At 40.1% G+C, this 21444-nt stretch carries 12 protein-coding genes; 3 read left to right on the forward strand and 9 right to left on the reverse strand.

The genetic code is table 11. The annotated features are described in order from the left end of the window. Positions 1 to 3: 3 nt before the first annotated feature. The 5 genes from G504_RS0102555 to nagB form a co-directional block, all read right to left on the reverse strand. Positions 4 to 1080, reverse strand: coding sequence for an anhydro-N-acetylmuramic acid kinase (locus G504_RS0102555; RefSeq protein ID WP_019668567.1), 1077 nt, complete (start codon positions 1078 to 1080; stop codon positions 4 to 6). Next, the gene (locus tag G504_RS0102560) at positions 1077 to 2711 is read right to left on the reverse strand and encodes a glycoside hydrolase family 3 protein (RefSeq protein WP_019668568.1); all 1635 of its coding nucleotides are present in this window, start codon (positions 2709 to 2711) and stop codon (positions 1077 to 1079) included. The genes G504_RS0102555 and G504_RS0102560 overlap by 4 nt, the downstream gene beginning before the upstream one ends. Continuing rightward, positions 2680 to 3954 carry an MFS transporter gene (locus tag G504_RS0102565; protein WP_019668569.1) on the reverse strand — a complete coding sequence of 425 codons (1275 nt, stop codon included), beginning with the start codon at positions 3952 to 3954 and terminating at the stop codon, positions 2680 to 2682. Before G504_RS0102565 ends, G504_RS0102560 begins: the two co-directional genes overlap by 32 nt. Positions 3955 to 3964: 10 nt before the next feature. After that, entirely contained in the window at positions 3965 to 5476 is a 1512-nt protein-coding gene (locus G504_RS0102570) for a glycoside hydrolase family 10 protein (protein ID WP_019668570.1), read from the reverse strand. Positions 5477 to 5546: 70 nt separating this feature from the next. Beyond that, a complete protein-coding gene (gene nagB, locus G504_RS0102575; protein WP_019668571.1) occupies positions 5547 to 7490 on the reverse strand; it encodes a glucosamine-6-phosphate deaminase in 1944 nt (647 codons plus the stop codon). Positions 7491 to 7673: 183 nt separating this feature from the next. Between nagB and G504_RS0102580 the strand changes: the two genes are divergently transcribed. Together G504_RS0102580 and G504_RS0102585 are read left to right on the forward strand one after the other, a co-directional pair. Next, positions 7674 to 8423 carry a DeoR/GlpR family DNA-binding transcription regulator gene (locus tag G504_RS0102580; protein WP_019668572.1) on the forward strand — a complete coding sequence of 250 codons (750 nt, stop codon included), beginning with the start codon at positions 7674 to 7676 and terminating at the stop codon, positions 8421 to 8423. Between the two features lies 1 nt (position 8424). Further along, entirely contained in the window at positions 8425 to 9240 is an 816-nt protein-coding gene (locus tag G504_RS0102585; RefSeq protein WP_019668573.1) for an N-acetylmuramic acid 6-phosphate etherase, read from the forward strand. Positions 9241 to 9243: 3 nt separating this feature from the next. On the opposite strand, the gene G504_RS0102590 is transcribed toward G504_RS0102585, so the two are convergent. Together G504_RS0102590 and G504_RS0102595 are read right to left on the reverse strand one after the other, a co-directional pair. Continuing rightward, the gene (locus G504_RS0102590) at positions 9244 to 9645 is read right to left on the reverse strand and encodes a c-type cytochrome (protein WP_019668574.1); all 402 of its coding nucleotides are present in this window, start codon (positions 9643 to 9645) and stop codon (positions 9244 to 9246) included. Between the two features lie 51 nt (positions 9646 to 9696). Then, positions 9697 to 10815: a PQQ-dependent sugar dehydrogenase gene (locus G504_RS0102595; protein WP_019668575.1), complete on the reverse strand. Its 1119-nt coding sequence runs from the start codon at positions 10813 to 10815 to the stop codon at positions 9697 to 9699. Between the two features lie 137 nt (positions 10816 to 10952). On the opposite strand from G504_RS0102595, the gene G504_RS0102600 reads away from it, so the two are divergent. Then, complete coding sequence (locus tag G504_RS0102600; RefSeq protein WP_019668576.1) at positions 10953 to 19286, forward strand: T9SS type B sorting domain-containing protein; 8334 nt, start codon at positions 10953 to 10955, stop codon at positions 19284 to 19286. A 68-nt stretch (positions 19287 to 19354) separates the two neighbouring features. Here G504_RS0102600 and G504_RS0102605 read toward each other — a convergent pair whose 3' ends face one another. After that, entirely contained in the window at positions 19355 to 20113 is a 759-nt protein-coding gene (locus G504_RS0102605; RefSeq protein WP_019668577.1) for a hypothetical protein, read from the reverse strand. Positions 20114 to 20181: 68 nt separating this feature from the next. After that, the gene (gene hemA / locus G504_RS0102610; RefSeq protein ID WP_019668578.1) at positions 20182 to 21393 is read right to left on the reverse strand and encodes a glutamyl-tRNA reductase; all 1212 of its coding nucleotides are present in this window, start codon (positions 21391 to 21393) and stop codon (positions 20182 to 20184) included. Positions 21394 to 21444 lie beyond the last annotated feature (51 nt).

The raw sequence follows: 21444 nt of genomic DNA on the forward strand, positions 1-21444 counted from the left end.
AAATTAGGAAGGCAAATAAACTACGCCACTTGATGAGTCTGTTGAAGCCCCGGTAACACTTTTTAGCACATTAATTTCCTGCTCAACCCGCAGTACCCCCATTAGTGCAAAGATCAATGCCTCCTTGTATTCTATCAATTTCTTTTCCGGAATAACAAGGTTTACTACTGGTTCCAGGTATGACTGTAGTAATTCCATCATAAAAGTATTTAAAGCACCACCTCCCGTAACAAGAAGCGTACTATGATCTTTTTTTGCATTCGTTTTTATTTGCATTGCCACCTGTTCACAGATATGATGAACTGCCGTATGCAACAGGTTTTCTGTAGTATCCTCGGTTGCATTTACTATAGGTGCAACCTTTTCCACGAACCATTCATATCCGGTAGATTTTGGATAAGGCAGCTCGTAATAGGAAAGATTGTTTAGTTGTTTCAGCATATCCATATTAATGACTCCTTTCCTGGCCAGCATTCCATTATTATCATAGCTTAGGCCAATTTTTTGTGTAATATGGTTTAATAACATGTTGGCTAATCCAATATCATAGGCTATGCGTTTGCCATCATATTCAAAGGATACATTTGAAATTCCTCCCAGGTTTAAGCAAAAATCATATTTGCCAAAAAAAAGTTGATCCCCAATTGGGGCCAGAGGAGCTCCTTCTCCACCGAGCGCAATATCATTAGTTCTGAAATCACATACAGTTTTATGTCTGCTGCCATTGGCCAGATGTTGTCCTGATCCTATCTGAAAGGTCATGCCCTGTTGTGGTTTATGATGGGTCGTATGTCCATGACTTGCTATAATGTCTACATCAAGATCTTTTTCTTCAATAAATTCTCTGGATTGTTGCCCCAGCCAGCTGCCATAAGTATTGTGGAATATTAATAATTGATCTGCAGGCAATGCTATTGAATTTTTTAAGCGGTCGCGCATTTCATTGTCATAACTGATCCCCCTGGTTTCTTTGATTTCAAACTTCCATTGGTCAAATTTCTTCCAGATATGGCAGTATGCAAGATCAAGTCCATCCAGTGAGGTGCCAGACATTAACCCTAAAACCTTATGAATTTTCATGTTATTATTTCATTGAGAGTTATTGGCAAAAGACCTTCAGCAGTTACCTTTCCTAAAAAATGTTGTGCTCCGTTCTGTTGAAAAACATCGAAATGCTGATATGCTATTACTACAGCCTTTGTTTTTTTCAATTGAAAAAGGTTTAAGACATAGGGGTTTCCAAAAAGATATAACACAACGTTTTTTGTTTGGATCATCTCCCTCAGGAATATTAAATATTCTTCAGGAATTCCAAAATTGTTTTGCGGTTTCACCATTGGCGGATACAGCGCGATAAGGATATTTTGCATTTCCGATAGTTTTTTCCTAATTAATTCTGTACTGTGCTCAGATGTGGAAAAATAATCAAATTGGAGCTCTTTTTTAATATTTTTAAAAAATGAATTGTCACTCTTGTTTGCTATTTCAACACCGGTAAAACCATTCATTGAAAAAGAGTTGATATCGCTGGGAGAGCCTTTATATAGTGTTAAACTGTGTTGGGCAAGCCTTAGATTCAGATCAGTAGGATCTATTAATTCCGGACCTGAATTGTCTATTTTTTTAGTAAAAGCCTTTTCCTTTAGTTTCCAGATTCTTGCAAAACTCAATTCAATTTGTTCTTCTTTTGCATTTAGCGCTATTGTATTAATCCCTTCAGCAACATGCTCGGCAAAACATAGAATATCATTGCCGGCATCGAAGGCCGCCCATTCCAATTCACCTTTATTAGCAAACAATTTGGAAACCGCATGCATATTAAGTGCATCGGATACCACTACTCCCTGAAACCCCATTTCTTCTCGTAAAAACCCTTTGATAGTTTTTTTCGAAATAGAAGAAGACTCGGCTAAACCATCCGCGAGGGCAGGTACAGCCAGATGGCCTACCATAATTGAATCTATCCCATTTTGTATTAAGTGCCTGAACGGGTACAGCTCATTTTCCAGAAGTTCTTTTTTGGATTTGCTTATAAGAGGAAGACCCAGATGCGAATCTGTATCCGTGTCCCCATGTCCCGGAAAGTGCTTTGCGCTGGTGAGTATTCCATTACTTTGGAGGCCCTTAGCCAGGGCAACAGCTTTGTTGGCAACATTATATTTATCACTTCCAAAAGATCTATAGCCTATTACCGGATTTTCTGGATTACTATTTATGTCGGCTACGGGGGTAAAATTCCAATGTATTCCTGCCTGCTTGCAGTCATTGGCAATATTCCTGCCGACTTCTGTAATATCCTCGTCATGATTGTCTATAGCACCCAAGGTAATGGCATATGGATATTGCGGAGTATTTTCTACCCGCATAGCTAATCCCCATTCAGCATCAATACTTATTAACAATGGATATTTGGAAACTTGCTGGTACCGTTTAATCAGACTTTTCAGAACTTTATAACTATCCTTATTGTAAATTACTTCTTTCTTTCCTTCATAATTTGTAGCGGCGCTTGCCCTGGAATGAAAAAAGCAGAGCCCCCCTATGTGGTACTTACTTATTAATTCTTCCAGTTTTAGTATTTCTTCTTCACTATCATTGATAAAAGCTGCAGGCATAAAAAACTGTCCAACTTTTTCCTTTAGGGTAAGTGATTTTACAGCTTTTGGGTAATCTATAAAACTAGCCTTCTGAATTTGCTCCTTTTTTTCCATAATCTGCCGGATATTTTAAATATTTTAAAATGAATATTGCCGGAAGTGCTCCAATCACTACCCAAATAAAGAAACCATCATAGCCCAGCCATTCCTGAATATAACCACTAACCAATCCGGGAAGCATCATACCAAGAGCCATAAAGCCCGTAGCAAGGGCGTAATGGGAAGTTTTAGAGGCTCCTTCAGCGATATAAATAAGATAAACCATGAAACCAGCTATTCCAAAGCCATAACCGAACTGTTCCAAAACTACCGTAGTAATTACAGCGAACTTATTTGTAGTGTTTGTTATAGCCAGGAAGGCGTAAAACGCATTGGGAACATTTATTGAAAGCACCATGGGGAGCATCCATTTTTTTAAACCATCTTTGGAAATCAGCACACCCCCTAAAATTCCTCCAACGGTAAGCATAATAACACCAATTGTACCGTATATGTAACCAACCTCGGAAGTGCTATAGCCCAAACCACCTTCCGCTGTGGAATCCAGGAAAAAGGGAGCAGACATTTTTACTAATTGCGATTCTCCCAATCTAAAAAAAAGTACAAAAGCTAAAGCGATACCCATGCCTTTTTTCTTGAAAAATGACGAAAAGACTTCGAAAAAACCAGCAGGCTTTTGCTTTTCAATAGCTTCAGAAGATTCAAATTTTGGGGTCGCAAAAAAATTGGCAAGCGTTAGACCAAACATTAAGAGTGCAGCACCTATCATGGTCATGGACCATGCCTTGGTATTATCTCCGTAGTAGTTTTCCAAAAAACCCGCAAGGATTACTAATAATCCTTGCCCTGTAACATTTGCCAGTTTATAAAATGTACTCCGAATACCAACAAAAAAAGATTGCCTGTCCTGTGTTAAACCAATCATATAATAACCGTCCGAAGCAACATCATTGGTGGCAGAAGCAAAGGCTGCCATCCAGAAACAAGCCAAAGTTGTGACAAAAAATATGTTGGTAGGTAAAAACAAGCCTACACCGAGCAATGCCAGAGCAACCAGTAGTTGCATAAATAAAAACCAATTTCTCTTTGAACTAAAAATATCTACATAAGGACTCCATAGTGGTTTTATGACCCATGGAAGATATAGCCAACTGGTATACAGACCAATATCCGCATTGCTAATGCCTAGTTTTTTGTACATAATAACGGACACGGTGACAACCAAAACAAAGGGAAGCCCCTGGGTGAAGTAGAGTACTGGTATCCAGACCCAGGCGTTTTTATTTTTTTTTATCATGTTGGTTTATTTACTTTAAAAGTATAACAATTGGCTCAGTTTCTTTTCTGAACCTATCGGTAAAAGTCACTGCTATGTGTTTTCTTTGTTTAATTAGCCCTTTACCAATATTAAAAGAACTGCTGCTATCCATGAAAATTTGCCCAATAATATTTTCAGGCTTGCAGAGGGGCGGTTTCTTAGGATTTTTGATAGTATAAACGTTAGCGAAGCGAGTATTTGAACTATCCGGGAATTTGAATGTGATGGAAAGATAGTTGTCTTTGTCCTCAATAGTCGCCAATTCGGGTAATGGTTGTTCTTCCCGGACAATCAAGGGTGAAGCGGGTGTAAAGGAAGGATAGGAGTATAATTCTTTCTTAATATAATTTACAATGTCTTTGTTTCCTGACATTAGTGACCTTGCGCTAAAAAAAACATTACCCCGGACAGCTTCGGTTTTTCTGGCCAACCGTAATTGTTTCGGTAATTCTTTCTTCTTATTCCAGGCTTTGTCGCTATTGTTTCTTACTTTGTAAGGACCGTTGCCAACATATAAATTCGAATTCTTATAATTCTCTGCCCACCAATCAAGCAAAACCCTATGGGAGGCGACCTTTAGCTTTAAGCTCCAATATATCTGGGGAACCAGGTAGTCTATCCAACCCTTCTCCATCCATAAAAGCGGATCTGCATATAGATCTTCATAGGTGGTTTGGCCGGCTTTTGTGTCTGAGCCTTTTGGGTCGGTAGATTTGTTCTTCCAAACACCAAACGGACTGATACCAAATTGTACCCACGGTTTTTGTTGTTTTATTGCCTCATGCGTCTGCTTTACCAGAGAGTCAATGTTACTTCTTCGCCAGTTCTCAAGGGATAATCTCGACGGGTTATTCGACAAAAAACTTGTCGAATCATTAAAAACTTCATCTTTTATGGTATAAGGATAAAAGTAATCGTCAAAATGAATGGCATCTATATCGTAATTGGCAACTACTTCTTCAATAACAGAAACCATATGATTCTGTACTCCAGGTAATCCGGGGTTATAATAATATTTTTTACCATACTTAATCATCCAATCGGGGTGCTTAAAGTAATCGTGGTTTTCCGATAGGACTTCCGTATTGAGATCGAATGTTGCCCTGTATGGGTTAAGCCAGGCATGAAATTCAAAACCGCGAATATGGGCCTCCCTGATGAGCCACTTTAATGGATCCTGATCTGTTTCCGGTGCCAGACCTTCTTCTCCAGTTAAAAAACGTGACCAGGGTGAAATGCCGGAATTGTAAAAAGCGTCACCGGCGGTGCGTATTTGCACGACAACGGCATTAAAATTAAGGGCTTTGTAAAAATTCAGGATTCGCAGGTATTCCTCTTGCTGTTTTTTCCATGGGTCACCTCCTCTTTGCGGCCAATCAATATTTACCACGGTGGCAATCCAAACTCCCCGAAATTCTGTTTTGGGTATCTTGTTTTTGGGTTTAATCAGGCTGCATGATGACAGTGAGATTAAAAAAAGGATCCCAATTTTTTTTAGCATCAATTGGATTTAATTCCCTGCCTCTCCAATATTTGGTAAGAAGAAGCAGGGTTTATTAAGCCTAAGATTATTAATTAAATTTATAGCGTACAAATCCTTCCATGGCTTCATATTCTGCCATCCCCAGAGCATTGTACTTTCTGGCGGTTTCTGTGTTACGCTGTTCTGCTCTTTGCCAGAATTCCCGTTGATCGTTTCCAGGGAACATAGCGCTGTCTTTCTGCGATTGATGTTTAAAGATAGCACTCTTTTTGCGTTCCATATCCATTGGGCCAATAGGAATGGTCATCTCCATGTCTGCAATATCCCATTCCTGCCATGCACCTCTGTATAGCCAAACATAGCAATCATTGATCCAATCAGACCCTTCTCTTACCAATCTGTCTAGTGCACTGTAAATAATCTGAAGACAAACGCGGTGAGTTCCATGTGGATCGGAGAGATCTCCTGCTGCAAATATTTGGTGAGGTTTTACCTTCTTGAGGAGGTCATAGGTGATTTGAATATCTTTTTCTGAATAGGGTTTCTTTTTAACGGTTCCTGTTTCATAAAAAGGAAGATTCTGGAAGTGAGCATTCTTTTCATCCACACCACAATATCTGCACGCAGCCAAAGCTTCTCCTTTCCTTATCAGTCCTTTAAATCTTTGGATTTCCGGACTGTCTACTTGTCCTGGTTTCTTATTTTTAAGAAACTCCCGCACTTCTTGTACCTGTTTTGAAAGGGCAACATTGTTTTGTTGTACATCCAATGCAAAGTCGAGAAAGCGAATTACTTCATCATCAAAAACTGCTATATTACCGGAAGTTTGGTAGGCTACATGGACTTCATGTCCCTGATCCACCAACCTTAAAAGTGTGCCACCCATGGAAATGACATCATCATCGGGGTGTGGGCTAAAAATAAGTGAAGTCTTGGGATACGGATCTTTTCTTTCCGGTCTTTGACTATCGTCAGCATTTGGTTTACCCCCGGGCCAGCCTGTAATAGTTCTTTGTAAATGATTGAAAACCCTTAGATTAATCTGTTCTGCAGAGCCTATCTCAGCAATCAAATTCCCCATTCCATGCTCGCTGTAGTCTTCATTGGTCAATTTTAGGATTGCCTTATTTAGTTTTTCAGAAAGCCAAATAGTTGCTCCCTTAATTAGTTTTTCATTCCAATCGCATTCGCTTACCAACCAAGGAGTGCTCACCCTTGTAAGCGAAGAAGCTGCTGCATGGTCTACTATAAAATCGCATGCGGCATGATGTTGAAGAAAAGTAGCGGGTACAGATTCTTTAATTGGTCCTTCAATTGCTTGCCTAATGACATCTGCTTTTCCTTCCCCCCAGGCCATCAAAATAATACGTTTTGCTGCCATAATTGAGCCTACACCCATGGTGATTGCTTTTACGGGAACATTTTCCAAACCAAAGAAATCGCTTGCAGCGTCTAACCGGGTAACTCTGTCGAGTCTGACTATTCTGGTTTTACTGGTAAGTGAAGAACCGGGCTCATTAAAACCTATGTGCCCTGTTCGGCCTATCCCGAGTATTTGTATGTCTATGCCCCCCGTATCAACAATTTTTTTCTCATAACTGATGCAGAAATCCCGAACGTCTTCTTTGTCCAGTGTCCCGTCAGGGATATTGATATTAGTTTTCTTAATATCTATATGGTCAAACAAATGCTCGTTCATAAAACGAACGTAACTGTGAATGGAATCGGCTTCCATCGGGAAGTATTCATCCAGGTTGAAGGTGATAACATTTTTAAAACTAAGCCCTTCTTCCTTGTGAAATTTTACAAGGAATTCATACATTTTAGTAGGAGTAGAGCCGGTCGCCAATCCCAATACTACATTTTTTCCCTGCTTTTGTCGCTGTCTAATTAATTCTGCAATCTCATTGGCAACAAAAAATGATGCCTGCTCTGAACTATCGTGTATGACGGTGTTAATTTTTTCAAATTTCCGGGACTCTTCGTCAGTTGGAAAGCTCATTGCATCTGGTTTTGTGAGTGTTTCTGCCATCTTAGCTACTTATTTTTTAGATTCTCAAGAGCAAAGATAGTTAAATAATTCTATTTATGCAGTATTATGCATTAAAAAATGCAAATAAATGCAATAAATTAGTTCTATACTAAAAAAAACAGTAAAAAACAGCAAATAAAATTATTTTAGTATCTTTGTATAATAATTAATTGCTTTCAATTTATGTTAAAAGAAGAGCGGCATCTGGCCATATTAAATGAAGTAGAGCTTCACAATCGGATATTATTAACCGATATAGCTGAAAAACTGGATGTATCTGTAGATACCGCAAGGAGGGATGTAAAAGAACTGGATGCGGTGAACAAATTGCGGAAAGTTCATGGTGGGGCAATATCTCTTGGGTTTACGGGTCTGGCAAGTAGTAATGCAAACATTTATGCAGTTGATGAAAAGATAGCTATTGCCCAAAAAGCTATTGGTCTGATTCGCGAAGGAAGCGTTATTTTTATTGATGGAGGCACGACATGTCTGGAACTTGTTCGTTTAATTCCTCCACAACTTAAGCTTACGTGTTTTACTTTAAGTCTTCCGGTGGCATGGCAATTACTTTCCAACCCCAATATCAAAGTAATTTTTATAGGAGGAGAGATTTCAAAAGATGCTCAAATATCAACCGGGGCCTACACTGTTCATCAATTAGCTGATATCAGATTTGATTATAGTTTTATAGGTACGGGTTACGTTGACTCAATACACGGCTTAACAGAATTCGATTGGGAAATAGTTCAGGTAAAGAAGGCTGTCATCCATGCATCAAAAAAAACGGTACTTTTGTGTATATCCGAAAAACTAAATTCACAACATCAATATAAAACCTGCGATATTAGCTCCATTAACACAATGATTACTGAATTAAATCCGGACAACAATCTTCTAAACCTTTATAGAAACCAGGATATTCATCTTCTCTAATATGTCAGATTATATTAAAATAACAGAAACCCCCTCGGATTATTCAGATTTGGAATTCATGAGCACCCGGTCCATTCTTGAAAATATTAATAGAGAAGACCAGAAAGTGGCGGAGGCAGTTCAAAAGGCAATTCCACAGCTCACGAGGCTGGTCGATGCGCTTGAAGAAAGATTTTATGAGGGAGGACGTTTATTTTACATAGGAGCTGGTACAAGCGGGCGGTTAGGGATTTTAGATGCCTCAGAAATCCCCCCAACCTATGGAATGCCTCATAATAGGGTAATAGGCTTAATTGCAGGTGGCGATTCTGCCATTAGAAAAGCAGTAGAATTTGCCGAAGACGATATTAAACAAGCCTGGATAGACCTTAAATCCTATACTATTACAGATAAAGATGTTCTTGTTGGTATAGCGGCGTCAGGAACAACCCCATATGTACTTGGCGGTATTTCTGATGCAAAAAAACATGGAATATTGACAGCTGGCATTACCAATAATCCGGGATCTCCCCTGGCTACTTTATCAGATATTCCCATTGAAATTAATGTAGGACCCGAATTTGTTACCGGGAGTACCCGTATGAAAAGCGGTACATCGCAGAAGCTTGCATTGAACATGATTAGTACAGCATTAATGATCAGGGTAGGCAGGGTAAAGGGCAATAAAATGGTAAATATGCAGCTCAGTAACAATAAATTGGTGGACAGGGGTACACGTTATCTTATGGAGGGACTGGGCTTGAATTATGAAGATGCTCAAAATGCTCTCAACCAGTACGGGTCGGTTATAAAAGCACTGGACGCCCTTAAAAAATAAGTTCTACTTTAGAATGGTATTTACTTCTTCAAGCGTAACCGTTTTGGCACCTGAATTCCCAAAGGAATTAAGCACGTAATTCATTACATCTACTATTTCTTCGTTTTCAAGTCCAAGTGGCATCATGGTATTGTCATAAGTAACACCATTAACAATGAGCGGTCCTCTCTGTCCATACTTCACCCCTTTGATGCTCGCTTCCCTGTTATTCATTAAATAATCAGATTTGGCCAGAGGTGGATATGTATAAGCCACACCTTCTCCGTTTGCTAAATGACAGGTAATACAGAAATCCGTATAGATTTGCTCGCCTCTTTGCATGCTTTCTTTCAACTCCTTGTCCTGTATCATAAAATAGGCCAGGCACGAAACTATAATGAAATAACTGCCTACTAAAAATTTCATGGGATAATAAATTACAGTATGGTGATTTAATTGAGGCTGCCCTCCAGGCTATTACAGCGGCACCAATTTGTAAATGCCTTTTCCTTCAACTGCAACATAAATAAAGCCATCAGGGCCCTGGCGAACATTCCTGACCCTGCCTATGTCTTCCATCAGTTTCTCCCGATAAGTAACTTCATTTCCATTTAATTCCAGGCGTTCCAGATATTGAAAAACAAGTGATCCAACCAGTAAATTTCCTTTCCAGGCCGGATATTTATCTGAAGTAACAAATGTCATCCCACTGGGCGCAATGGAAGGAAGCCAATAATGAATGGGTTGTTCCATTCCTTCATTTTCGGTTAGGTCCGTTATTGGGGTACCACTATAATTGATGCCATATGTAATTACTGGCCAGCCATAGTTGGCCCCTTTTTGTACAATATTTATTTCGTCACCTCCACGGGGGCCATGTTCATGGATCCATATGGCCCCTGTTTCCGGGTGTTTAGCCATCCCCTGAGGGTTTCTGTTTCCATAAGTATAAATAGCTTTTTTGGCGTTTGGTTCATTTATAAAAGGGTTGTCTTCAGGTATTCTACCATCATCATGAATTCTGTAGATCTTCCCGCAATCCCTGGTAATATCCTGAGGATTAATGTCGCGCTCTCCGCGTTCTCCGATGGAGAAGTATAAGTACCCCTGATTGTCAAACTCCAATCGGGATCCAAAATGCTGACCTTTTGTAGTATTAGGTGAAGCTTTATAAAGTATTTCTTTGTCTGTTAAAGAGTTACCACTTAATTTAGCACGCATTATAGCCGTGTTGCCCCCCTTCTCATCTCCTTCTTCAGAGGCTAATGAGAAGTAAACCCATCCGGTATTTTCATAATCAGGATGAAGTTCCATATCCAGTAATCCTCCTTGTCCTCTGTTATATACTTCCGGGCCATTTTCTATGGTAGATTTCTGCCCGTTTTTAAAGTGAATGATTTCACCGGATTTTTCAGAAATTAACATACTGCCATCTGGCAAAAACACCATTCCCCATGGAATTTGGAGTCCATCAACTATCAATTCTGCCGTAAAAGTCGATTCAGCGGGAGAATTTACCTCATTTTCTGCTTTCTGGGCACAAGAAAATTGAGTCATTACAACGAATAAACATAGGACTTTGATACTTTTTTTCATATCTGAGCGTTAAATTTTAAAATAAGATAGGTAATAGAAAGCCTAAAGATAAAGAGAAATTATAAGTTTAAATAATTACGCTGTAGAATATACTGACCCCAAATCATGCATATTCTTGCCATAACACGAATTAACCTATGCTCCAAAAAAACTCAAGGCAACTTGTGTATGCCGTGCTGTTGCTCGCGTTATCTATTGTGGGTACTTCGGCTATTGCAAGCACCAAAGTTTATGAGCTTATCTCGGAAATAACCACTGCGGATGATGGGGATAATTCTTTATCGGAAACTACAGATAAAACGGTTGATCATTTCCTGCAAAGCCCATCGTTGACAGAATCTTATTTGAACGCCCCAATGTTCATGACTATTATTCAGGGGGCAAATGAGGAAGTAGTATGCCCCAATGATGGCAGTACACTTGCAAAATTTTTTCTATGTGGTACCAGTGATATTCGAACAATAAACCTGAGTCAGAGCGGGAGTAGTTATGAATGGCAAAAACTTGACCCCAACAGATGTGCATTGTCTGTTATTGATGATTGTGCAAACACAAATAATAGCTGTTATGACACCGTGGGTACGGGTTCTACCTTTAATCTGAATTCTTCAGGAGAATTCCGTGTGCGGGTAGATGGTGGTCAATATTTCTATTTTAAATCTTCTTTAAATCCATTAAACCCTCAGCTAATTCACGAGGATATTGTATGTGGAAACCCGGGAAGGGTAGAAGTAACAAACGTCCCCGCGGGATATGAGTATAGCCTTAATAATTCAGCAGGGCCCTACCAGGACGACCCATTTTTTGATATAACCACTGCCGGAGATTATATAGTATGGGTACGTTTAAAGAATGTTTCAGGAAGTGCCTGTCTTTTCCCTTCTAATATGCAAACCGTACTGGATCTCGATATTACCGTAGATGTTACAGCAAATGATATTTTATGTAGTGGGGAGTTAGGAAGTATAGATGTTCAGGTAGCCGGTGTTCCCGGATTTTATACATACAGACTTATAAAAGCCGGTGTCACCGTAGATACTTTTGGACCGGACGCTGCAAGTAGTTATACCTTCGCTAACGTAAGCCCCGGAGTTTATAGCGTTAGGGTTGAAACTAATAAATGTAATGAGCTAATTACTTTAGATAGTAATAATGACCCCATAGACATAGGTAGCGGAATAAGCCCTTTGGCAGTTTCGGCAACAGCATCGGATAGTTTCGGTTGTGGCGCTGCTTCTGTTGATGTTACTATTGATACTTCAGGAGGGACTGCACCATACAGATACAGTCTGGATGGAGGAACTAATTTTAGCGCACCCTATGCAAGTACCGCAATGTTTACTGTTACCTCGGCGGGTACTTATAACATATTGGTTGAAGACGCAAATGGGTGTATAAAGACCGCAAATGTTGCTGTTGAAGATTTACCTCCCCCAGTTTTCACAATTACAACAGAGGATGCAAATTGCGGTGGAGTCAACGATGGCCGAATTACAGTAAATGTTACTAATGGTTTCGGATATAATCTTGAATTTAGTCGCGACAATGGCTCTAACTACCAGGGCAGTAATGTATTTAACAATTTAGCCCCGGGCAGTTATGACGTAATCATCCGGTATCAGCAGGGGTCTTTTACATGTACAACTTCGGCATCGAATGAAACAGTTGGCACACCATCGACAATTACAGGTACCGCTACTACCAATTCTGTTCCTACCTGTTTGAATGAGAACGGTGGACAAATAACAATTACCGGCGTTGCGGGCGGGACCCCACCATATGACTATAGCATTGGTGCCGGTTTTAGTCCTACTACAGTTTATACCAATCTTGGTGTGGGTACCTATACCCCTCAAATCAGGGATGCGAATGGTTGTGTGGAAAGTCTGCCCCCGGTAGTCTTTAATGCTTTGGATAAGCCTACGGATATGGATTTTACCATTTCCAGTATTGACTGTTTAACAAGCAGCGCTTCGGTTACAGTTACTGTTACTGACGGCACAGCACCTTATACCTATGAAATTGTTGCCCCTGCCAGCAACGCAACCAATAATGGAAACAATCCTGTTTTTACAGGTCTGGGATTAGGAACGTATACTTTCAGGGTCACTGACAATGAAGGCTGTAGCTATGATGAAGTCTTTGCAATTACGGATATCAGTTCCATTGCAGTTCAGGCCCAGTCTACAAAAGTAGTTACCTGCGTTGGTGATAGCGATGGTGAAGGTCGATTCCTTGTGGATGGTTTTGATACCACCTATAGGTACCAGATTGATGCAGGCCCGGTATTTAACGGACAATCCGGTGGAATAATAGATGTTACCGGATTAACAGCGGGTAGCTATACAATTACGGTTACCGATGAGGACACAAATTGTTCGGATACAGCAACTCTGGTTATTCAGGAACCAGCTGTAGCATTTGCAATAACCAGCCTTAATGTTACCCCAATGAGTTGTCAGAATGGCAATATAGGAAGGGTTACTATTAACACCACGGGAGGTTGGGGTGGTAACAGATATACTCTAATTCAACCAGATTCATCAACCCGCGGACCTAAAAACGGTAATACTTTTTCTAACCTGTCCCTTGATGGTTTGTACCAGGTAAGTGTAACTGATGCTAATGGTTGTACCGTAACAGATAGTTTTACGCTGACAATTTTAAATTCCCCAACACTTACATTAGATGCAGTCGCTTCGGATTTCTGTTATGACAATATAGATGCATCTACCCTTGCCGTAAACGCAGCAGGAGGTCTTCCACCATATCAGTTCAGAGTAAATGGGGGAACTTTAGGTGGAGCAAGTACTTTTAACAATTTAACACCCGGCACATACAATATTGAAGTTATAGATGCCAACGATTGCAGGGATGATGTTACTTATACAATAGAACCTGAAATTACAGCCACCGGCAGCATAATAAGGCCCTTGACCTGTGGAGGTATTTCTGCTCAGATTCAGGTAAACATCTCAGACGGATACCCTTCAGGTGGTGACTATGATATCTATGAAGTGAGTATTAATGGTGCTCCGTATACCTCTGCTTCCAACAATATCACAGGCAATTCCTTTATATATGATATACCCAATGGGTCTATTTTAGTGCCTACTACATACCAGTTTTTGGTAAGTGACAGCCAGGGATGTACTACAGAAACAAATGTAATAACCATTGATCCGCCTGAAAGTATTGTGGGATCTGCAAACCCTACAGATACTACCTGCGGTGATGATAATGGTATTATAACACTGGTTCCGGATACTAATTTTGGAGTACCGCCTTATGAATACAGCGAGGACAGCGGAACTACATTTAGTTCACAAAATATATTCTCCGGCTTTGCACCCGGAACCTACGGCACATTCGTAATCAGGGACAGCAGAGGGTGTATTACTCCTTTATTGTCTGCAACTATTAATGCCAGTACACCGGTTGACGCAACTGTTGTTGCAAATAATGCGATCTGCGCAGCTGGAACAGTTGAAGGCTCAATAGATGTGACAACGGTTGCTAATGGCACACCAAACTACACTTATATTGTACAGGATGTCAGCGGTGTAACTATGACAACTGTAGGTCCTACCGCCAGTACTGCAGTTAATTTTCCAAATTTAGCGCCAGGCACTTATACCATCATAACGCAGGATGCTTCAGGTTGTGAGGACAGAGATACCGTTACCATCACTCAAAACCAATTAGACCTTGTTCCCGTGGCAACTACGACACCACCGGATTGTACAACGGCCTTTACTTATGTCGTGGATATTGTGGGTGGAACTCCCCCTTATCAGATAGGTTTATTAGGTGGCCCGTTGGGGCCTCCAAACGTGGATGTTGACACCCATGATTTTACAGGTCAGATTGCATATGGAATAACCTATTTTGTAGAGGTAATAGATTCCTTTGGATGCAGATATATTGAACAAATTGATCCAATTTTAGGTCCATCGCCTATAGCAGTGGCTGCAACAGCTACCACAGCTTCCTGTGCACCTGGAGGCAATGGACAAATTGATTATCAGGTAGCCGGAATTGCTTCACCGGCAGATATTACAATAGAATTGCAGGACACCAATACTGGTGCCACAGTGAGTGGCCCGATAACATTAAATAATGAGCCCATTCCTTATAACGGATCTTTTACGGCACTTCCTCCGGGAAATTATCAGATACTGGTAAATGATAATAATACAAGTTGTGATGCCAGTGCTCTAATAGATATCATAACAGATATCCCAACATTGGTAGTAGACAATAATGAACCTGCAAATTGTAATGTGGGTGCTTTGGTAACGGTGCGCGGTACAGGAGGTACGCCTGGTTATAGCTTTGCTTATGTACCAGCCGGTGATCCTGCTCCTGTTGTATTTACCGCTCAGACAACCTATGAAATTGTAGGTCCTTACCCTGAAGATTATGATTTTTATGTTCAGGACAACAATGGCTGTATCAGTTTTACAACTGTCACCGTAACCGAAAATGCTGGAGTGCCTGACCCTACCGTAGATGTCATAAATCAGTGCTTCGCGGTTGCCAATTATACTATTAACGTAACTGGTCCATTGAGTACCGGGTCCGGTCTTCCGGATGAGACTTTTGAGTATGATATTGGCGGTGGCTTCCAAACAAGCCCCAATTTTACAGTGCCAAACCCCGGAGACTATACGATTATTGTTAGAGATGGCAATGGTTGTACCAATAGCATCGTGGCAAGGGTATTCGATTTCTTTGCTATCACGGCAAATGCAACAACAGAACCAACCTGTAACGCGGGAGACGGCGTGATAACAGTTAACACGACTGGTGGTAGTGGTAACTTTGAATTTCAGCTTCGTGATAATTTATTAAACCCGATCGGGCCGCCGCAGAGTTCAAATGTATTTACAAATGTATCTCCCGGAAATTATAACATTTTGGTAACCGACCTGGACTCAAACACCTTCCCGCTATGTGAAGATAATGCAATAGTTGATGTTACCACTGTCGACACTCCGGTCATATCAGCAACTCCTAAGGGAGATATTACATGTAATGGTGCAAATGATGGCTATATCTCTGTTGAATTACTACCAGGCAGTGATACCGATAGCCCGTTTACCTATGTCTTATATGATGGTGCCACCCCTACTGTGGTTAGAGCTGCACAATCAACCGCCATTTTTGACAATCTACTTCCAGGCACCTATCAGGCTGAGGTTATTTCGGACAGAGGGTGTACAGACAGATCCGGCGATATTGTGATTATTGAGCCAACACCATTGCAAATAGCCACTACGAATACCGAATTTACATGTGATCCAAGCAGCAACCGTTTCAATACGGCTACAATAACAATATATACAGATACCAATGGAGATGGCACGGGTGCCAATACCGGTACTCCGAGTTATACCTATAGTATGAATGACGGTACTCCGGCTTTTGATGGTACTAATTTTCAGACAAGCAATGTGTTTGAAGTCATTGATAATGGTACAGATCAAACCATAACTTTAACCGCCAGGGATCAAAATGGCTGCGAAATTACGGATACAGTAACAATTAATGCACCGGTAGGTCTGACTTTTACATTCAATGTAAATTCTATTAGTTGTGATGCATCAGGTACAGGTGTAAATCCAGGTTCCATAGATATAATCATAGATCAGGGGCCGGGTAACTATAATGTTGAGATATTGCCCTTAGGCTCAGAACCGGTACAGAATTCCGGTGGAAGTGATACCGTAAGCTGGTCCATTAGCACACCGGGAGACTATATATTTGCAGTTACCGATGTCGGAAATGGAGGTTGTACCTATCTTACACCTATTGTTAATGTTCCGGACTATAATACCATTGAGGCGCTTATCGCTGAGACCGAACCGGTTACTTGTTTTAATGGTACTGATGGGGAGATGAGCATTCAAATAAATAACTACAGTGGCATCTATAATTATGAAGTTTTCTCAAGAGATAATACCGGCGTTGAAACTACCACTGGTGTAACCGGTACTTTTGACACCAATATTCCGGCTCAAAACCCTGGCATTATTACAGGTCTTCCTGCCGGAAACCTTGTAGTATATGTTGAAGCATTAGACATTCCTTATTGTGATGCCGTAAGTAATATAGCCACTGTCAGACAGCCAGACAGGGCCTTAACGGTTGCACTAACACAAACCGCTGAGGTAACATGTGCAGTACCCGGACTTGGAGAGATCTTCGCTGTAGGAGATGGTGGCTGGGGAAGTTTTGAATACCAGTTAATAGCGCCGGATGGCACTACTATTCTGCAGGATTTTCCAGGTACTAACGATAGTTTTACAGGTTTATCTGATGGGGTGTATACAGTTAATGTAAGAGATCTGGAAGGATGTATATCAAGCAACACCATTAATTTGGCATTACCTGCACCTATATATGCCGATATTCAGGTAGTAAACCCATTACAATGTAACAACGATAATAATGGTGAGATAGAGGCATATAACGTGAGTGGTGGCCAGGGTCCTGGTAATTATTTATACCAGCTAAACAGACTCATTGATGGTACGAGCAGTGGGATACAGACTACTACCAATTTTGGTAATTTATCAGCGGGGGATTATACGATTACTGTTTTTGACGGCTGGGATTGCTCTTATACAACGGTTCCTATTACTATTATAGATCCTGAAGTAATAATTGCCGAACTTGTTGAATTGCAGCCGCCGGGTTGTGGTGATGTGGGAATTATGGAATTAACGGTAACAAATCCCGAAGCCGGGGTAAGTTATTTCTACAGACGTTCAGGTACTGCAGATCCGTTTATCCCTTTCGATGCAATTGATCCTACAGCGACTTCAGTGCAGATCACTGAAGATATTACCATTGATCCCGGGCCATTCCAATATGATGTCCAAAATTCTAATGGATGTCCATTTGAAAAATCCAACCAAATATCGCTGGATCCTGCAGCACCCCTTGTGATTGCATTAGATTTAGCCAACGCAACTATTAATTGTGCCGGGGAGGCAACAGGGATTATACGTTCTGAAGCCTTTGGCGGTATAGGAAACTATATATATTCCCTGTTAAATTCAGATGTACCTCCTTTCCCATCAGGTAGTAATGTAGAGAGAAGTGCCCAGTCTTCTGGAATATTCAGAAATCTTGGCCCGGGCACCTATTGGGTTTATGCCGAAAGTGGTGGTTGTACTGCCATTTCTACTCCGATAACCATTGTAGATCCTCCGCCATTGGTGCTGGACTATATAGAGGCTGTACCTGTAAGTTGTAATGGAGATATGGACGGACAACTTATAATAGAAGCCAGTGGTGGTACGGGAATAATACGCTATTCAATTGCGGACCAGTTAAGTGAATTTTTTGAAGCTGATGATCCATTATTCCCTAACAGAAAAACGTTTACCGATCTCGCACCAAGAAGTTATGAAGTTATTATTCAGGATGATTTGGGTTGTACCATAACACAGACAATAACCATTACCGAGCCCATGGAATTAGTTGCAGGTATTGTAGATTCTACTCCTGAAACCTGTCTTGGAGATCAGGATGGTACATTAAGTTTGCAGGTAACCGGTGGTACACCTCCATATGAATTTGCCTTAAATTCATCTGCTGATGTAGATTTTGCGCCTAACCCTTCCATGTTCTGGGATAATCTTGTTGGTGGAGATACTTATGTGGTCTTCGTACGCGATTCAAGAGGATGTGAAACAAATGTGATTGTACCAATAGGAATAGGGGTGGAGCTTATTGCTACGCCAATTATTCAATATGGATGTGATGGAATATTCCCAAACAGCACTGTGACATTGGAAATGCAGGATCCAAGCCAGTATTCAGAATTGCTTTTTGCGCTTAACCCTGCAGATCCCACAGACGCAATTACTGCTATGGCAACAGCGGAAAGGATCTGGGGTGATTTACCGGCAGGAGATCATACTGCATATATATATCATTCTAATGGATGTACAACCTTTGTTGATTTTACAACAGACGCCTATGAACCATTAACACTTTCTGCTGTTAAAAGCGGGCCAAATGAAATTACCGCAACTGCTATGGGTGGATATGGAGGTTACGAGTATTTCTTCCAGGGAGAGTCTTTTGGCGATGTAAATGTTTATGAGACTAATGAAGATGCCATAGTTAATATTATGGTTAGAGATCAGGGGGGATGTGAAGCAATAATAGCAATACCTTTTGATTTTACAGGGATGCTTGAAATACCTAATTTCTTCACACCGGATGGAGATAACAACAACGATGTGTGGTTTCCAAGGAACAGGGACTATTTCCCAAATATCGATGTCAAGATCTATGACCGATATGGTAGGGTAGTGGCCGTATTGGATCAGGTTTCCACCTGGGATGGTAAATACGACGGAAGTGAATTACCTACCGGTGATTACTGGTATGTTGTTAATGCCAATGATAAAGAAAGGCAGCAGTATGTAGGACATTTTACGCTGTATAGATGATACAGCTATTATTTCATAAAAAAGGTATCTATTATTAATGGATACCTTTTTTACTTATGGGTGGAATACTATTGCAAAATGACGCCATTTTCTAAAATTAAATCATAGGAATAACCAGCCCCATAATCTTTATCCAGAGCCACCATGGCCTGAATTGTGATAATATCGCCTTCCTGTACAGACATATTTGTAGTGATTATCAGATCAAAATCATCCTGGCTTCCATCTTTAAGGTGAATCCAGTTTTTATTCATGATATTGCTGTTCACCTTAACGCATTTTCCTTTTAGCTGGACAGCCTGCCCTTCAAACTTATTTGGATCATCCAGGAAGGCTGAAATTTCAGGATAAATTTTATAGTTAATGTTTTTATCACCGGTTGTAGTGATTTCAACGGGTTCTTTTTTATCCTTGCTGATTTCAGGTTTATCGGAGGCCCCGGAGGTATACCTGGCACCATGCATCTGTGTTACTAGTTTAGTAACAAACCAAATAGAGTCAAAAACCCTGTTATGAATTTTACTTTCAAATTCAGTTTTAAGCAGAGCCTCCCGATAGAAATAAGTTGAGTCAAGATCAATCTCTCTTTTTTTGGTTGCTATCCAAAACTGATCCTTATCTTCTTTAACTTTTAGATATAAGTAATTTGATGCAGGGATTACCTCAAGAATTTTTATCTCATGAATTTCGTTATCTACAATATCTGCAGATGAAGTTCCGGCAGATTTTTTTGCAATAGAAAAAGGTTCTACAGTCTCAGGGCCTCTTTTACAGCCGGTTAAGAAAATAAGAAGTACAGAAACTAGAAGAATAGATTTATAATTCATAGGGATAGTATACTTTTTGTGGTTAAAACAGGATTTATAATACGTTGTTTCTTTTTTAAACTAAATTTTTAAAAAATATGTTCGGCAATAATAATATCCAATTCATCCGATTTTAATGGTGCTTCGAAATGCTTTATGAGTTTTCTCATAACTCTGTTCGTGGATTGCGTAATTTCTGCAGAATCTTCTTCAATGCCATTGGCCTTATAATAGGCCTTTACCTTTTTATTTACTAAAATTTTATGTTCGGCTAAAAACTCTCTTAAAGGGGCTTCCCGATGCCAAACACTGAATGCCCGAAGTTCTTCCTCATTGATTTTGTCCACTTTACTTATAGATGCAATCCTTCTTTCACGGGTGTTTTCCAAACCAACAGAAATTGTATCGAGATCATAAAGCGTTACATTGCTTTGTTGTATTAATTCTTTATTTATATTGCTTGGAAGCGCCAGATCAATCAATAGTAATTTTCTATTCTCATTTACTATATTATTTATGAGTCGGTGACAGTTGCCTGCAGCACTGATTAATACATCAAAACCAAAGAATTCATTTTGAAGTACTTTTTCCCATGGATAAACTTTACAACCATATCTTTTTGCCAGGATGACAGCCTTCTCTTCTGTCCGATTGCTTATATAAATATCATCATAGTCAAACTTGGAATTATATTTAAAGAGTTGCTTTACAATATCGCCTGCCCCTATAAACAATATCTTTTTTGATTGCCTGTGGCCTTTGCCGAAGGTATCGCTTATCATTTTCAGGGATTTATAGGCCACAGAAGTGGTTCCATCCCTAAATTCGGTTTCATTGCTTATCCGTTTATGGGTTTTAAAAACGGTTTGCATTGCCCGCTCCAGGATTGATCCTTGTAAGTGATTAGCTATTGCCAATTGATGTGCTTTTTTGATCTGATGGATTATTTCCGCATCACCAACTATAGAGGATGCCAATCCTGAGGATACTTCTAAAAGGTGCCTTACCGTGTCTTCAGTTGAATTACTTAGGTTAAATAAGTTTTTATCCAGGGCAAGATTTCGTTTTTTATAGTTAACCAAAAAGTCCCGCAAATCTATAGCTGTAGTTTCTGCAGATTCTATATAAATTTCAGTTCTATTGCATGTTGTAAGAAGCAGCAAACCTGCAATATCCGGAAATGCAGTTTGGATAAGGTTTATTAAATTATTCTTCTCACAGTCTGAAATATGATATTCCTCTCGTTTAGAAACAGAAGCTGTTTTGTGTGAAATACTTATAAAACGTAATGTCTTACTCATGATAAAAAATTCATCTTTAAACTTAATATTTGCCTTATATGGGAGCCATAT

This window comes from Eudoraea adriatica DSM 19308, from assembly GCF_000382125.1.
GTDB classification, from domain to species: domain Bacteria; phylum Bacteroidota; class Bacteroidia; order Flavobacteriales; family Flavobacteriaceae; genus Eudoraea; species Eudoraea adriatica.

What these genes read in the sequence shown, in the direction of transcription:
- hemA (WP_019668578.1), bottom strand. Translation starts at nt 21,393, where the DNA reads ATGAGTAAGACATTACGTTTTATAAGTATTTCACACAAAACAGCTTCT.
- G504_RS0102595 (WP_019668575.1), bottom strand. Translation starts at nt 10,815, where the DNA reads ATGAAAAAAAGTATCAAAGTCCTATGTTTATTCGTTGTAATGACTCAA.
- G504_RS0102600 (WP_019668576.1), top strand. Translation starts at nt 10,953, where the DNA reads ATGCTCCAAAAAAACTCAAGGCAACTTGTGTATGCCGTGCTGTTGCTC.
- G504_RS0102590 (WP_019668574.1), bottom strand. Translation starts at nt 9,645, where the DNA reads ATGAAATTTTTAGTAGGCAGTTATTTCATTATAGTTTCGTGCCTGGCC.
- G504_RS0102585 (WP_019668573.1), top strand. Translation starts at nt 8,425, where the DNA reads ATGTCAGATTATATTAAAATAACAGAAACCCCCTCGGATTATTCAGAT.
- nagB (WP_019668571.1), bottom strand. Translation starts at nt 7,490, where the DNA reads ATGGCAGAAACACTCACAAAACCAGATGCAATGAGCTTTCCAACTGAC.
- G504_RS0102580 (WP_019668572.1), top strand. Translation starts at nt 7,674, where the DNA reads ATGTTAAAAGAAGAGCGGCATCTGGCCATATTAAATGAAGTAGAGCTT.
- G504_RS0102605 (WP_019668577.1), bottom strand. Translation starts at nt 20,113, where the DNA reads ATGAATTATAAATCTATTCTTCTAGTTTCTGTACTTCTTATTTTCTTA.
- G504_RS0102555 (WP_019668567.1), bottom strand. Translation starts at nt 1,080, where the DNA reads ATGAAAATTCATAAGGTTTTAGGGTTAATGTCTGGCACCTCACTGGAT.
- G504_RS0102565 (WP_019668569.1), bottom strand. Translation starts at nt 3,954, where the DNA reads ATGATAAAAAAAAATAAAAACGCCTGGGTCTGGATACCAGTACTCTAC.
- G504_RS0102570 (WP_019668570.1), bottom strand. Translation starts at nt 5,476, where the DNA reads ATGCTAAAAAAAATTGGGATCCTTTTTTTAATCTCACTGTCATCATGC.
- G504_RS0102560 (WP_019668568.1), bottom strand. Translation starts at nt 2,711, where the DNA reads ATGGAAAAAAAGGAGCAAATTCAGAAGGCTAGTTTTATAGATTACCCA.